This window comes from Cupriavidus sp. D39 (genome assembly GCF_026627925.1).
GTDB classification, from domain to species: domain Bacteria; phylum Pseudomonadota; class Gammaproteobacteria; order Burkholderiales; family Burkholderiaceae; genus Cupriavidus; species Cupriavidus ulmosensis.
The window spans coordinates 225,349-239,212 of record NZ_JAPNLE010000006.1; the positions used below are offsets into that span (position 1 = coordinate 225,349).

General features: G+C 62.1%; 11 protein-coding genes and 2 pseudogenes. 8 read left to right on the forward strand and 5 right to left on the reverse strand.

The genetic code is table 11. From position 1 onward, the window contains the following. Positions 1-182: 182 nt before the first annotated feature. Positions 183-575: a hypothetical protein gene (locus OMK73_RS05205; protein ID WP_267601063.1), complete on the reverse strand. Its 393-nt coding sequence runs from the start codon at positions 573-575 to the stop codon at positions 183-185. A 363-nt stretch (positions 576-938) separates the two neighbouring features. Between OMK73_RS05205 and OMK73_RS05210 the strand changes: the two genes are divergently transcribed. Continuing rightward, positions 939-1,217, forward strand: coding sequence for a hypothetical protein (locus tag OMK73_RS05210; RefSeq protein WP_267601064.1), 279 nt, complete (start codon positions 939-941; stop codon positions 1,215-1,217). An 83-nt stretch (positions 1,218-1,300) separates the two neighbouring features. Here OMK73_RS05210 and OMK73_RS05215 read toward each other — a convergent pair whose 3' ends face one another. Together OMK73_RS05215 and OMK73_RS05220 are read right to left on the reverse strand one after the other, a co-directional pair. Further along, on the reverse strand, positions 1,301-1,537 hold the full coding sequence (locus OMK73_RS05215) for a hypothetical protein (protein ID WP_267601065.1): 237 nt from the start codon (positions 1,535-1,537) through the stop codon (positions 1,301-1,303). Positions 1,538-2,136: 599 nt separating this feature from the next. Next, positions 2,137-2,493, reverse strand: coding sequence for a response regulator (locus OMK73_RS05220; RefSeq protein WP_267601066.1), 357 nt, complete (start codon positions 2,491-2,493; stop codon positions 2,137-2,139). Between the two features lie 450 nt (positions 2,494-2,943). Here OMK73_RS05220 and OMK73_RS05225 point away from each other — a divergent pair, with 450 nt between their 5' ends. The 3 genes from OMK73_RS05225 to OMK73_RS05235 all read left to right on the forward strand — a co-directional run bounded on the left by OMK73_RS05225 (position 2,944) and on the right by OMK73_RS05235 (position 6,889). Beyond that, positions 2,944-4,512 (forward strand): ATP-binding protein, encoded by a 1,569-nt coding sequence (locus OMK73_RS05225; RefSeq protein ID WP_267601067.1) that lies wholly within the window; start codon positions 2,944-2,946, stop codon positions 4,510-4,512. A gap of 436 nt (positions 4,513-4,948) precedes the next feature. After that, entirely contained in the window at positions 4,949-5,392 is a 444-nt protein-coding gene (locus OMK73_RS05230) for a divalent metal cation transporter (protein ID WP_324291662.1), read from the forward strand. A gap of 99 nt (positions 5,393-5,491) precedes the next feature. Then, the gene (locus OMK73_RS05235; RefSeq protein ID WP_267601068.1) at positions 5,492-6,889 is read left to right on the forward strand and encodes a carbohydrate porin; all 1,398 of its coding nucleotides are present in this window, start codon (positions 5,492-5,494) and stop codon (positions 6,887-6,889) included. A gap of 130 nt (positions 6,890-7,019) precedes the next feature. Here the strand turns inward: OMK73_RS05235 and OMK73_RS05240 are convergent, their stop codons facing one another. Next, entirely contained in the window at positions 7,020-7,934 is a 915-nt protein-coding gene (locus OMK73_RS05240) for a BON domain-containing protein (RefSeq protein ID WP_267601069.1), read from the reverse strand. Between the two features lie 93 nt (positions 7,935-8,027). Beyond that, the gene (locus OMK73_RS05245) at positions 8,028-8,636 is read right to left on the reverse strand and encodes a DUF4142 domain-containing protein (RefSeq protein WP_267601070.1); all 609 of its coding nucleotides are present in this window, start codon (positions 8,634-8,636) and stop codon (positions 8,028-8,030) included. Between the two features lie 307 nt (positions 8,637-8,943). Here OMK73_RS05245 and OMK73_RS05250 point away from each other — a divergent pair, with 307 nt between their 5' ends. The 4 genes and pseudogenes from OMK73_RS05250 to tkt all read left to right on the forward strand — a co-directional run bounded on the left by OMK73_RS05250 (position 8,944) and on the right by tkt (position 13,657). Then, on the forward strand, positions 8,944-9,462 hold the full coding sequence (locus OMK73_RS05250; protein ID WP_267601071.1) for a DUF4142 domain-containing protein: 519 nt from the start codon (positions 8,944-8,946) through the stop codon (positions 9,460-9,462). A 46-nt stretch (positions 9,463-9,508) separates the two neighbouring features. Beyond that, a complete protein-coding gene (locus OMK73_RS05255) occupies positions 9,509-10,555 on the forward strand; it encodes a ParB-like protein (protein WP_267601072.1) in 1,047 nt (348 codons plus the stop codon). A gap of 71 nt (positions 10,556-10,626) precedes the next feature. Further along, positions 10,627-10,761, forward strand: a pseudogene (locus tag OMK73_RS05260) (NAD(P)-dependent oxidoreductase); the annotation flags it as partial. Positions 10,762-11,579: 818 nt separating this feature from the next. Continuing rightward, positions 11,580-13,657, forward strand: a pseudogene (gene tkt / locus OMK73_RS05265) (transketolase). Positions 13,658-13,864: the final 207 nt, after the last annotated feature.

The window sequence follows — 13,864 nt, forward strand, 5'->3', positions numbered from 1 at the left end:
GTAGCAGTAGCGTTAGAGGCTCGCCACCACCGCCGGCGCCAGCGCGCGGGGTAGCTTGCGCACCGACACCACGTGGCGGAAGCGCTCGCCGGTGGGCCGCGCGGATCTGTTCGAGGGTGGCGCTCAGGCGGGGCATGGGAGTAGCCAGCGTGTCGAGCCACAGATCTGGAGGGGTCCGCACGCTAGGGTCGGCGGCTGGGCCGGCTTGAAGCGGCGCTGACCGCTGCCCACGAGCGCCAGGCGGCCGAAGAACGTGCCCACGCCGAGGCGATCGCCTCGATACAGGCGCGCCACGAGGGTTGTCGCAGCAACTGCTGCAGGAGACCGCGCACCAGCGCGACGCGGTGCACGCCGAGCGCGGCCAGCTGGCCGCCCAGCTCAAGCTCGCCGAACGCCGCGTCGCGGCGCTGGAACAGGAGCGCATCGCCCTGAGGCGGGCCTGCCGAGCGAACGGGCCGCGCGGCAGAGCGCCCCGGCGAGGCCAGTGCTTTGAAGGCGGTGAACGCCAGCCAGCGCACCCAGTTCGATGAGATGTTGCGCGCAGGGCTCGCGGCGGCGGGGCCCAAGCCGTACACCGTGAACGCCGCGGCGGCTAGGCGCGCGGCGAAAGCATGAGCCCGGCCGACTTGGTTCCACCCCGCCACCCGCCGCCGACAGTGGGCGCGGCCCTGGCCAACTCGCCAGCTCAAACCAGGGGAATTGACCAGTCAGACTCGTTTTTTCAGACGTGGGCAAATCCAAAATGCAGTTGCTCGCCCAGGGTGACGCGCAGGGCTGCCTCACGTCTAAGAACAAGATTCCGCAGGCGGGGAGAGAGGCGTTCGGATAGGACCCGAGCGAGGTCCATCGGCGGCCTAGTGCCTACTCCCTAGTCCGATTGGCTAATTGCAGGAGCAATCCTTCCGAAGCAATCTTCTCCTATCAGGGAGGGATTGGCCATGGCATCCGACACGATCAAAGCGGTCCTCAACTGGCAGAGCGCAGATTTCTGGGAAGCCGTGGCCAAGTTTGACACATACAACATCGATTTTGTTGTCCAGTCAGAAGATGCCTGGTACGAAGCGACGCTGGTCCGGTCCGTCGTCGTCTGGCTGCACCTCGTTCCTCGCGCAGCAACACCCGGAAGAGCGCTTCCTGCGATGATTGCAGCGCCCAACTGGTTGTGCGACCTTCGCGAGCGACCCCCGCTCACGAGCAGTCCCTTAGTCGTCAGTTGAGTGACGGCCGAGGAAGCAGCGGGCTCCCAGTATTATGCCAAGGCCTAGTGCGATGCCAATCGCCCTCGCCGGCTGATCGGTGATCAGCGTTGTAACCCGTTCATTGCAGCGAGTCCAACAGTCTTGCCATCGTTCGGCGATAGAGCGATCCGCATTCGCCCCTGCAGCCGTCTGTAGAAAATCCTGCTTCGCTTGTTGCAGTGACTCCCCAGACAGCGAGGGAGGCGCCGGATGAGATCGTCCAAAGCGGTTTCGAGAGTGGCAATCCGGCGCTTGTTGTCGGCCGACTCGCCGTGAGGTGCATCGTTATTCTGTTCCATTGTCGTCTCCTCACTCAGGTTAGCCCCGGGGTCGAAGCGATGACGCCAGTCGCCGGGCTACACACCGAGGCAGCTTCTATACCAACTCGAACCGCCCCCTTGTTTCGAGAAGGAAGCCGGCTTTGGGCACTCGCCGCACGCCCCCGATACGCTGACTCCGAGGAGAGCCGGCTCCCTGCGACGCCCTGGTCGCGTCCGGAGTGACGGCCTTCAATCTGGTGGAGACCGAAAAGCGTGCGTCATCAAGTCGTGCTCGAACTCTGTTGGCCAGAAGTTGCCGCGTCCGGCGGCTTATACATGGATACGCCAGTTTCAGGGCGAAGCACACTGACCAGCCGAACCCCAGATGGGCCCCGCACCTTCGCATAAGCTGAAGTCGGCCGCGATAAAGCCATGGCGCCCGCAAATTGGAAAATGCGGCGCACTCAAACGCTGCAAATGTCTCCTGATGCACTTTTTATGCCTCCCTGCGAAATTCGTCGGCGCTCGTATCTGGACCCTGCGCGCCGACAAACCAGGCTCTGCATCGCTCAACAGCGGGAATTGCGCCCAAGCGTCCAGGCTGGACACGCCGATTGAAGCGCTATATGCACTGCAGGTTATGCGCCGGTACCCAGGATGTGCTCGAGCTTTGCTAAGTCGTATGGCTTGCAGAAATGCTCGGTAAATCCGGCTGCGATTGTAGCTTCGCGCTGTTCCGGAGAGGTTTGACCGGTGTACGCAACCAGCCGCCATTGAGCAAGGGGAAACAGCTCAATGAGGCTCCGAGCCGCGGAGATGCCGTCCATCCTGGGCATCTCCACGTCAAGAATTATTAAGTCCGGCGAGAACCAGGAAACTGCGGCAACAGCCTCGATTCCGTCCGCACACACGAACACCTCATGGCCATAGCAGGCCGCTAGTGTGCCTAATGCTTCACGCGACGGTGGATCGTCGTCCGCAATCAGTACTTTCATGTGGGCGCCCCTAAGGATCCGTCTGACGCAAATTGCACGCCAAGTCGGTTTTGGCTTGCGGATTGGACGCAGGCAAAACCGCCGGTCCAGAGGTGCCTCGGGAAGGGCGTTGTCTCCATTGCATGGTCAGACCGGGCCGGCGACCAGCCTTCCGCTGCGTGGCTCCGCTCTGGGTAACCTAGACTAGTTATGCGGTGCGCGGCGCGCTTGCAGCATTGAGAAATGCGCGCAGCATCTCAAACGCTTCGGGAAAGGTCTTGTGGACATATTCAATGCTGGCGGGGCAACGGGATCACTTGAATCGGTGTTGTGTACCGAGGAATTAGCGCGGCGACCGTCTCGGTCGCCCGATTTCGAAGCCGAAAACGCGGCGCTCCGGATAATGGTTCAGGATCTGGCCAACTCCCCACGTGATGTTCTGCAAAGGCTCGTAGACTTCGCATTGAGCTTGTGCAAGGGACATTCTGCGGGAATCAGCCTGTTAGAGGAAGCCGGCCTCCCTGGGCGATTGAGTGCCCGGGGGACCATTTCCGCTGGTACGCCGTTGCCGGGCAATGGGCACCGCTGGTTTGGCACACAACCACGCCACGCGGCGATGGTCCCTGCGGCACGGTCGTCGATCGCAACAGCGTATTGCTATTCTCCTATCCGCATCGCTATTACACCCAGTTCGCGGGTGTTCATCCGATACTGGTGGAAGGGTTGCTGGCGCCCTTCCACATCGATGGGCAAGCCGTCGGTACTGTCTGGGTTGTCGCGCATGATGAAAGCCGCAAATTCGATCGTGAAGACAGGCGACTGCTCGAGAGCCTCGCGAGCTTTGCCGCAGCCGCATACCAGGTCTGGATGGCCAACGAGCACTTGCAGGCGGAAATCGCTGAGCGTCAGCGTGCTGTCCAGGCACTCTTGGAGGCCGACCGCCGCAGGAGCGAGTTCCTGGTGCTACTGGGCCATGAGCTACGTCACCCTCTCGCGCCGATCCGAAATGGCGTAGACATCCTGCGAGAGGTAGGCGGCGATGCGCAAAAAGTGAAACCGGTCATCGAGATGATGCAGCGTCAAATCGGGCAGATCGTACGCCTCGTGGACGACCTGCTAGACGTTCACCGTATCAGCCGCGGCAAGTTAGAGCTTTGCAAAGAGCGGGTCGAACTGACATCGGTGGTACATCATGCGGTGGAGGCCTGCCGCCCCTCTATCGAGGAAGCGAATCAGAAACTTGTGGTCAGGTTGCCGGCCAAGCCTCTGTACCTTGACGCGGACTCCGTACGGCTGGTGGAGGTCATAAGCAACCTATTGAGCAACGCCTGCAAGTTCACGGGCCAGGGTGGCCGGATTTGGCTCACCGTGAAGCAAGAAGGTGGACAGGCTGTTCTCCGCGTGCGCGACACCGGCATTGGCATCGCCAGCGGCATGCTGCTCCCTATCTTTGACAGGTTCACCCAGGTCGATTCGTTTCCGGAACGGCCGCAGGGCGGACTCGGTCTCGGCCTGACACTGGTGAAAGGCCTGGTCGAACAACACGGCGGGACGGTCGAAGCCCACAGTGCTGGCATCGGCCAGGGAAGCGAATTTACTGTGCGCCTGCCGGTTGCGGGTGCCCCACCCACAAAGTCGGCGATGCCAGCCGTTGGCGACAGAAGGGAGATCACGCCGCGCCGCATCCTTGTTGTCGATGATGATCGGGACTCGGCAGAATCTCTCAGCACATTGCTCAAGCTGGCCGGTCATCAGGTATCCACCGTGTTTGATGGTGATGAAGCGGTCGAACGTGCGGCGACGCTCCGGCCGGAAGTGGTCCTGCTAGATATCGGCCTACCGGTTGTTAGTGGCTATGAGACGGCTCGGCGGATACGCGCGCAGCCGTGGGGCAAGGGTATGTTGTTGGTGGCCGTGACCGGGTGGGGCAACGACGCCGATCGGGAAAAAGCTCGCCAAGCTGGGTTCGACGCTCATCTCGTCAAACCGGTGGACCCGGCCCTGCTTATTGAGTTATTGGCCGCGACGCCTGCCAGCTGATCCCAACCCTGACAGTGCTCTGAACGTGAATGTTGTCGATGATCTTCGGCGGCGCAGGCCCCGCACGAAGGCAGAATGGCGGGCGAGAGTAGACTCTCAATCTTTGCTTGACCAAGTTGCAACCCGCCTTGGACGGTAAGCCGACGCCTGCAGCCGTCTGACTGCGTGGCCGCCTCGGTTCCTTACACTTGCTCCAACGGACCAATCTGATTTCCACGGTTCGCCTTGGGAGCGATGCTATGGAGTCAGGTCGTCTGCCAGTACAAGCAAGATCGCGATGGCTCAATCGCCTCGGTCCGGGCGTGGTCACGGGCGCATCCGATGACGACCCGAGCGGTATTGCAACATATTCGCAAGCAGGCGCGCAATTCGGCACTGCGATGCTGTGGAGCGTGCTTCATGACCCTTCCGCTCATGATTGCGATTCAGCTGGTTAGTGCCCGCCTGGGCAGGGTGTCCGGAAGAGGTATCGTGTCAAACATCAGCACCACTACTCGGCGCGGTTGGCCTATCCCTTTGTTCTCTTGGTAACCGTGGCCAACACAATCCGTACGCGGTCGCGGAGGCGTTCCGTTGGCATCGCAGTCTTGAAGCAACACCATCGAAAGCGAAGGCATTTTATCTTGTCCTGGCGGCGGTCATGGTAATTGGCACGATGCTGTGTCTGTTGCCCCTTGACCCGTTCAAGATGCTCTACTGGAGCGCCGTGCTGAACGGGGTGGCTGCAGCGCCGGTCATGGTGATGCTGCAGCCTCTGTCGCGCAGCCGCGCCGTCATGGGCCAGTTCGATTCTCCCAGGGGCTTGCAGGCCGTCGCATGGATTGCGACTGCTGCGATGTGCTTGGCGATCGCCGGGTTAGCGGCGAGCATGTTCCTGTGACGAACATGGCGCGTCCTCCGTTCCCTCGCGACCCCTGACCATGGATGGGACACGCCCTCGCTCTCCTACGCGTGCACTGAGCAGCAAAGGCGTGCTGCCATGGGCATGGAGGCGCATTTGCGCAGCAGCGTTGTGGCCATGCGCTCTCTGGGCGATGGCATCACCGTGCCGAGCGGAAACGGCCGCTGCCGGCTCGACGCTCGAGACCATTGCGCCGGACAGCGAACCCCTCGCCGGCGAGAAAAAGACGCCCGCAAGGACGAGGCGTTTTCCTTGCATGGGCAGACTACCTACGGCTGGCAGCGTAAGCCGGCCTTTCCCGCGGAATACTCGGGAGCAAAGAGCCTGGGACCCGAGCGCGAAAAGGGCTATTCCTGGACCGCCACGCTCGGCCTTGGCGGGCGTCTTTGGCCTGGCGCGGAATTGCACCTGAATCCCGAGCTCGTACAGGGCGTCGCGTTTTCCGGCCTGCAGGGGCTCGGAGGCCTGGCGAATGCGGAACTAGCAAAGCTATCGGGTCCCAATCCAACGCTATACCGGGCGCGTGCCTTCCTTCGCCAAACTATCGGCCTGGGCGGCGGTGAAGACAAAATTGAGCCCGCCTTCAACAAACTAGGCATGACGGTGGACAAGCACCGCCTGGTGGTGACTGCCGGGAACCTGTCCACGCTCGATGTCTTCAACAGTCTCGAGTACGCCCATGATCCCCGCACCGAGTTCCTGAATACGGCCTTTGCTTCGCACGCCTCCTTCGATTATCCGGCCGACGCGCGCGGCTACACCTGGGGCGTCGCAGTCGAGTACATCCATGATGACTGGGCAATTCGGGCAGGCAGGTTCCTGCAGCCGAAGGAGCCCAACGGGCTGCCCCTGGACTATCGTCTGTTTGAGCACTATGGGGATATGCTGGAACTGGAGAAAGGCTACCGCTTCGCTGGCCAAGACGGCAAGATGCGCCTGTTGATATGGCGGAACAAAGCGCACATGGGCGCCTTTCATGATGCCCTCACGCTGAGGAACACCAGTGCCACAGCGCCGGATGTGGCAAACGTCAGGCGCGAGCACGCAAAAGTCGGGGTTGGGCTAAGCCTTGAGCAGAAAGCGGGCAAGTATTTGGGCCTGTTTGTGCGAGTCGACTGGTCGGACGACAAGACGGAGAGCTACGCCTTCACAGAAGTCGGCCGCAGTGCTTCCGTCGGCGGGATTCTGCGCGGCGCGGCCTGGCATCGTCCTGAGGACGCACTTGGCATCGGAGTTGCCTTCAACGGACTGGGGCAAGGCCATCGCGCCTACCTGGCGGCCGGCGGACTGGGCGGGTTTCTCGGCGACGGCGCGCTCAACTACGGCCCGGAGCAAATCTTCGAAGCCTTCTATAGCTTCCAGCCCATCGCCCGCCTCTTTGTCAGCCCGGATATCCAGTACATCCGTCATCCGGGTTACAACCGAGACCGCGGCCCCGTGAAAGTCTATGGGGTGCGAGTCCACGCGGAATTTTGAAGGCAGACTAATATCGCAGATGCCCGCGAGGTTCTGTCGGACGCGCCTCCGGCGCTCACGGGGAAGCCCTGGAACAGCAGCCTAACTTTTGTTAAGTGTCTTATCCGACGATTTGTCCGCAGTACCCGCGTTACTCTGTCTCCTCGCCACCCACGTCTGACCCGGCCGCATCAGCGTTTCCACGGCGTTGGACCCGGATACTGTTGTGCACTTCCTTCACACCGAACACATTGTCAGCGATCTCCTCGATATTGTATTTCTCGCGGCGATCGTGCACGGTGCCGACGAGCGTCACAATTCCTCCGCTGACCTCCACCGTGACCTCGCTGACATCGATTCCGTCGGTGTTGGCGAGGCGCTCGCACACGTCGTCGCGGATGCGCTCGTCAGACCGGGTATAGCCCTTGGGACCCTTGCGCCGGCTAGGTGCTGCCTCGGGACGCGCCGCGCCGCTCGTCCCCGCGCCGGGGTCGTAGCCGCGATCGCGCATGCGGGATGGTTGCCGCTCGCCTTGGTTGTAGCCCTCGCTAAAACGGCTGCGGTAGCCCGGATCGCCCGGGTAGAGGCGCTGGGCGCCGCTATAAGACTGGCCGCCGCGTTCGCTGCTGCCAAAGTAGCCGCCGCCATAGCTGGGCTCGCCGCCGCGGCGCGAACGGTCGCGCGCCTCCTGCTCGCGCCAGCGGAGGGCCCGCCCGCCTTGCTGGAGGCCCTGGGGTTCCTCGCCGCCGGACGGGTCGTAGCCGCCATAGCCACTGCTATAGGGATAGCCAGAGCGGGCATAGTCGGAGGCGCCATAACGATGTGCGCCACCCGGCGGGTCGCGCACATCGGGCGGCCGCTCATGCTCAAACCAGTGCCCGCCACGCGGTCCTTGACTGCTCTCTCCGCGCCAGTCCTCGCCCCATTCCCGGCCCCATTCGTCGGGACGGTTGCCCGACTCTTCGCTGCTACCGCGGCGTTCGCGCCGCCACGCGGGATCTTCCTGGTGTGATCCGCGATATTGCCCCGGGTCGCCGCGATAGCGATCGCTGCTCTGGTTAGCCATGTTTCGCTCCCTGTGGATTCCGCGTCCCAGGGCTGCCGCCCCGGCGCATATCCTTGTGCGAGCAAGAACCGTACCGCGCCGGCGGGCAGCTCGTCAGCTTGTCGCTGTCATCCGGGCTGCCAAATTTGTCGCTCGCTCTAAATGTTGCTTCAACATTGGCATATTGCGCATGGCGAACGCCCGTAGCTTAGGGCTCGTTCCCTGGCTGGCCTGCCGCTGAAATAACGTTACCGCCTGTCGATGTGCGTCCACGGCCACCACCTGTAGATACACGCGGTCGAATTCGGCACCCTTGAGATGGCGTAGTCGTGCGATTTCAGGGGCTTCTGGTAGTCGCGTGTCGGGGGTGATGCCTTCCGCTCTGGCCACGCGATCCAGATCCGCCGCCAGGGCACGGTGGTCCTTTAGCATTAGGCGCGCGTAGGCGAGGATGGTCGGGTCCCCGGAAAGCTCAAGGGCCATTTCCGCGGCTTGAATCTCCATGGTCTCGGTTAGGGCAACCTCATCGATGAAGCGCAGGTCGTCGGTAGATAGAGCCGAATCAGGAGGCGGCCGCGACGCAGGGGAATTTGGGACGACTGCAAACGGCTGCCCAGCCGACGGCACCGGCAGCCCAAGCAGGCAGGCGATCGAGATGGCCAGCACGCCTGCGACACTGCTCGCAAGCCGAGCAGTGCTTCTTATGGGATAGGTCAAGGTCACGACAACCTCCTGCAGATCCTGGCTTGGCTCATCACACAGCGTTGAATTCCGGCGCTTGCCAGAATCAGCTCAGCTGGTGCCGAACGCTGAAGTGCAAATTTGTCAGGCCTTCTTCACATACGGAACGCTTGCCTACTGGGGCGACTGCGCACCGGAAGCACCGGAATGTAAATTGCGTTCGGCTAGCCTATATTCAAAGTGTTGCCATCGCCGCCTTTTAGGGACAGCCGCTCCGAGCGGCAATAAAATCCCGCCGCCATGCGCGCTATGCATAGGCCACAAATCCCATTCACTGAGGAGCAGAACAATGAAAAACATCTCCGTAGTGCTTGGGGCGCTCTTGGCCCTCGTCGGGATTGGCGCTGCGGCGCAAACACCCACCGACGCCCAGATTGTAGCGATCATCGTAACAGCAAACCAAGTTGCCATTGAAGCAGGAAGGACGGCTGAGAAGAGCGGCCACGCTCGGGAGGTAAAGGCCTTCGGTAACCAGATGGTCACAGACCATACAGGTGTGAAGAAGCAGGCGATGGCATTGGTCAAAAAGCTGAAGCTCACACCGGAAGAGAATCCAATGAGCGAGAGCCTGCAGTCTGGCGGCGTGGAGAACCTGAAGGCCCTGAAGGAACTCAAGGCTGCGGACTTCGACAAGGCGTATATCGACCAGGAAGTCGCATATCACGAGCAAATGATCGAGGCACTCGAAAAAACTCTAATTCCCAGTGCCCAGAACGCGGAACTCAAGGCGCTGCTGATTGCCGTGCGTCCAGGATATTTGGGTCATTTGGCGCATGCGAAAAGGATCCAATTCGTCCTCGCCAAGTAGTGTCTGCACGAGCACGCAGGCAGGGCGCCGTGCGCTGCCATCCCCTGTGCTGAAGGAAATCCAGGCCGTCGAACAACGCAACGCCATTGCGCTCGGCGACGCCGTGCTTGGGCTTGGCCGCCACCTGTTGCACAGTTTCTGGGGCGGTCTGGTCCACGCGTGGCTCGTGGGCAACGTCCCGCCGGGGTTCGAGAACGAGGCGCGCAGGTTCGCCCGCCTCACCGCACAATCCGCCTCCACCACCGACATTTGCATGGGAGTACTCGGAGGCAAGCTGAAGCGGCTGGAACTGCTGTCGACGTGGCTGGACGATGCACTACTCATCGTTAGATGGCATGCGCTTGCTTGTGGCGCTATGCCAAGCAGCCGGATGTCGAGCTGGCTCCGATCGTGCGCGGCGCAATCCCGCGCGAGATCTAGGTCGCCTTGTGGCACGAACGTTGCACTTCGCGTCGCATGGGACGATGCAAGTGGTGGCGAACAAGGAGACGTCATGGGATCTCACAGAAAGATGGAGCTGATCAAGGCTCTTCATCCCACCCAGCTCACCTTAGGTATGGATCATGTTCGACAAAAAATGGACGCGAGCCAGGCTCATGAAGCGACACGCCAGGAGTTCATGGAGCGACATCCCGTCAAGGCCGTTTTGGGTCCGAATGGTCAACTCTATATCATTGACCACCACCACTGGGCCCGCGCATGGCTGGAACTCGGTAAGGAACAGACACCGATTGTTGTTGTGCGAGACCTGCACAAGCTTGGAACGAGTGCCTTCTGGCAACGAATGTCAGAGTTGGGCGATGTCCATCCCTACGACGAGCACGGTGTTCGCCGATCGATCTCCGCGTTGCCGCCAACGGTGGAAGGAATGATCGATGACCCCTATCGCAGCCTCGCGGCGTTCGCGCGGAACGCAGGCGGGTACAGAAAGCCGAAATGCGCCTACGCTGATTTTCAGTGGGCGGCATTCTTCCGCAAGCATGTGAAGGGCGATTTGCGCACCCGTCACGGCTTCGCTCAGGCGCTGGCTGACGCCACGCGGCTTGCGCGCAGCCGCGCAGCCCGCAAGCTCCCAGGCTATTTGGGCGCCTAGTGATCTGACGGCCCCGGCGCTTTGGCATCGCTCCGTCGGCTGGCTCTGTCGGCTGGCTCTCCACACGTTTCTTGCGGGCAAAGATGACGCCGCGGCCGGACCATGGCGAAGTTAGCTATCGGGGTTCGGGCCGACTCGCTGGACGCAAGGCACTCATCACTGGCGGCGATTCCGGTATAGGCCGCGCGGCGGCGTTCGCGCGCGAAGTCGGATTGCCCCCGACGATACGGTCGAAGGCAGAGAAGCTATCGAGACCATCAGCGAGGCGCCCACATGCATTGCCCCCGAGCCCACTGAGAATGAGGTCCTGCCGATGGGGAGCGGATGAAATCGCGATAGGGGACGGCCCGGCGGGCAGTATCGATAATGGGCCTTTGCCGTTATTGCGGCTGGTGCCACGAGGGCTTCGATGGGAAGCCGTCCCACAAAGAGCACCGTGGACGGGGGCGACGCGCGGTGCCTGGGTCCAGCAGAACCAATCATGGACGGCCTCCTTGGAGGGGAGACCGTGCTTTCGGTATAGCCAGAAGAGGAACTCGCCGAAACCAGTCTTCGCTAGGTGCGTTAGCAGACATTCGCACTGCCGAGCCACGTGCATCCTAGAAGCCCCACTGGAAGGTTCCTCTCAACCTTTCATTCGCCTCGCCGCTCGTCCTGGTGCCGGCGGGGCTTTTCTCGTCCCTCGTCGCGGCGGCCGCCATCAAGGAAGAGTGCTCTCGCTGTGCGCCTTGGGAGAACGGTCATTGGAGCCCCCGTGAACACCGCTGGCGGCGGCGCTCAGGTTGGCTCGTGGCATCGTCGACGGCCTGATATTGGCGCGAACTCGATCGATCCGATGCGGGACGCCGCCTACCCCAATCCCAGCGATGGTGGCAACGGTGCTAGCCTTGAAATGGCGTACCGGCCGCACTAATCTTGTGCAAGCAGGAGAATGCTCTCTGCGCTGAATAATCGAATGATTTCTGCCGCGGCGCGAGATGGGCGCTGCATTCCGTCAGGATCCAGAGGCTCCAGATTGAACTCCATGCTCTCTACCGACCTCTCGACGGGCGCACTGGATGACCTTTGCGTCAATACGCTGCGCTTCCTGTCCGTCGACGCCGTGCAGAACGCCAACAGTGGCCACCCCGGCATGCCGCTGGGCGCGGCGCCGATGGCCTATGTGCTTTGGACCCGCTTTCTCAAGCATCATCCGGCCAATCCGCTTTGGTTCGACCGGGACCGTTTCGTGCTATCCGCAGGCCACGGCTCGGCGCTGCTATACAGCCTTCTCCACCTCACTGGATATGATCTGCCGCTCGAACAGCTTCGGCAATTTCGACAGTGGGGCAGCGTCACACCGGGGCACCCGGAGCGAGGCCTGACGCCCGGCGTCGAAGTGACAACCGGACCGCTCGGCCAAGGCTTTGGCAATGGTGTGGGCATGGCGATGGCGGAAGCGAATCTGGCCGCTCGCTACAATCGCGATGGCTTCGATATCATCAACCACTTTACCTACGGCATCGTGAGCGATGGCGACCTGATGGAAGGCATCGCGTCCGAAGCCGCTTCGCTGGCGGGCCATTTGCGTTTGGGCAAGCTGATCTACCTGTACGACAACAATGGCGTCACGCTCTCCGCAAGCACGGCGATCACGTTTACCGAGGATGCTGCGCAGCGCTTTGAGGCCTATGGCTGGCATACCCATTTGGTGGAGGACGGCAACGACCTGCCGTCCATCGAGCAGGCACTGCATGCCGCTCGCGCCGAGACCGGGCGACCGTCTCTGATCCTCGTGCGCACGCATCTCGGTTACGGGTCGCCCAACAAGCAAGACACGTTCGAAGCACACGGCTCACCGCTCGGCGTGGAAGAGGTCCGACTGACCAAGCGGAACCTGCGCTGGCCGGTGGATCCGCCATTCCACATCCCCGAACCGGCGCGCTTGCATTTTCTTGAGGCGAGCGAGGAGGGAGAGCGGGCCGAGGGGGAATGGCGCCGCAAATTCTCCGCCTACGAAAAGCAATTCCCTGAACTTGCGGTGGAGCTCGGACAACGCATGCCTGGCGGAGTCACTGGGGGCTCTGATGGCTGGGAAGCGGCGATCCCCCAGTTTCCCGCGGACGACAAAGGCATGGCCACGCGCTCCGCCTCGGGAAAGATTATGAATGCCATCGCGCCGCAGTTCCCCGCGCTGATCGGCGGCTCGGCGGATCTGGATCCGTCGACCTATACCGCGCTGAAAGGGTTGGGGGACTTTGAGCCGGCCAACATTCACGCAGGTGACGGGCAGGGTTCCAACGGTGGGGGCTGGAGCCGCGCCGGCCGTAATCTGCATTTTGGCGTGCGAGAGCATGCCATGGGCGCGATCATGAACGGCATGGCGGCGCACGGCGCAGTGGTGCCGTTCGGCGCGACATTCCTGATTTTTTCCGATTACATGCGCCCGGCGATTCGCCTTGCCGCACTGATGGGCCTGCAGACTATCTACGTCTTCACTCACGACAGCATCGCGCTGGGCGAGGACGGCTCCACGCATCAACCAGTGGAGCAGCTTGCCAGCCTGCGGGCTTTGCCGCGCCTGGTCGTGATTCGTCCTGCGGATGCCAACGAAACCGCCATCGCCTGGCGCGTCGCGCTGGCAACTTGCGACCGGCCGGTGGCGCTGGTGCTCACGCGGCAGAACGTTCCCACCTTGGACCGTACGCGATTCGCCGCCGCCGACGGCTTGCAGCGAGGCGCTTACATTCTGGCCGACGCCCCGAACGGCAATCCGGAATTGATCCTGATAGCCAGCGGCTCGGAAGTCTCGCTGATCGTCGCTGCCCAGATCAAGCTGGCGCAGGAGAACATCCAGGCACGTATTGTCTCGATGCCAAGTTGGGAACTGTTCGATGCCCAGCCGAAGGCGTACCGTGAGGCGGTATTTCCCCTGAGGTCGCTGCCCGGTTGGCGGTCGAAGCAGGCGCCTCGCAAGGCTGGCACCGCTATGTCGGCGACCGCGGCGATGTGCTGGCGGTCGACCGCTTCGGCGCATCGGCCGCGGGCGAGATCGTGATGCGCGAATACGGCTTTACCGTCGAGAACGTTTGCAGGCGGGCGGCTTTGCTGCTTCGCCCGTAGCATGGAATTCTGGTGGCCTTCTCAGGATCCAAGCGCGGAAAGTAACTCAGCATTTCCGCCGGCGCCCCGCCAGCCGCTGACCGGCGTGAGGATTCGGGCGATGGGCAACGAGGTGGCGACCAGGGATGAGGGGGAGGCAATCACCAGCTATGAGCGTTGCGTCCCATAAGCGCCGGAATTCGCCGACGCGTACTTCCACGTGGCCCG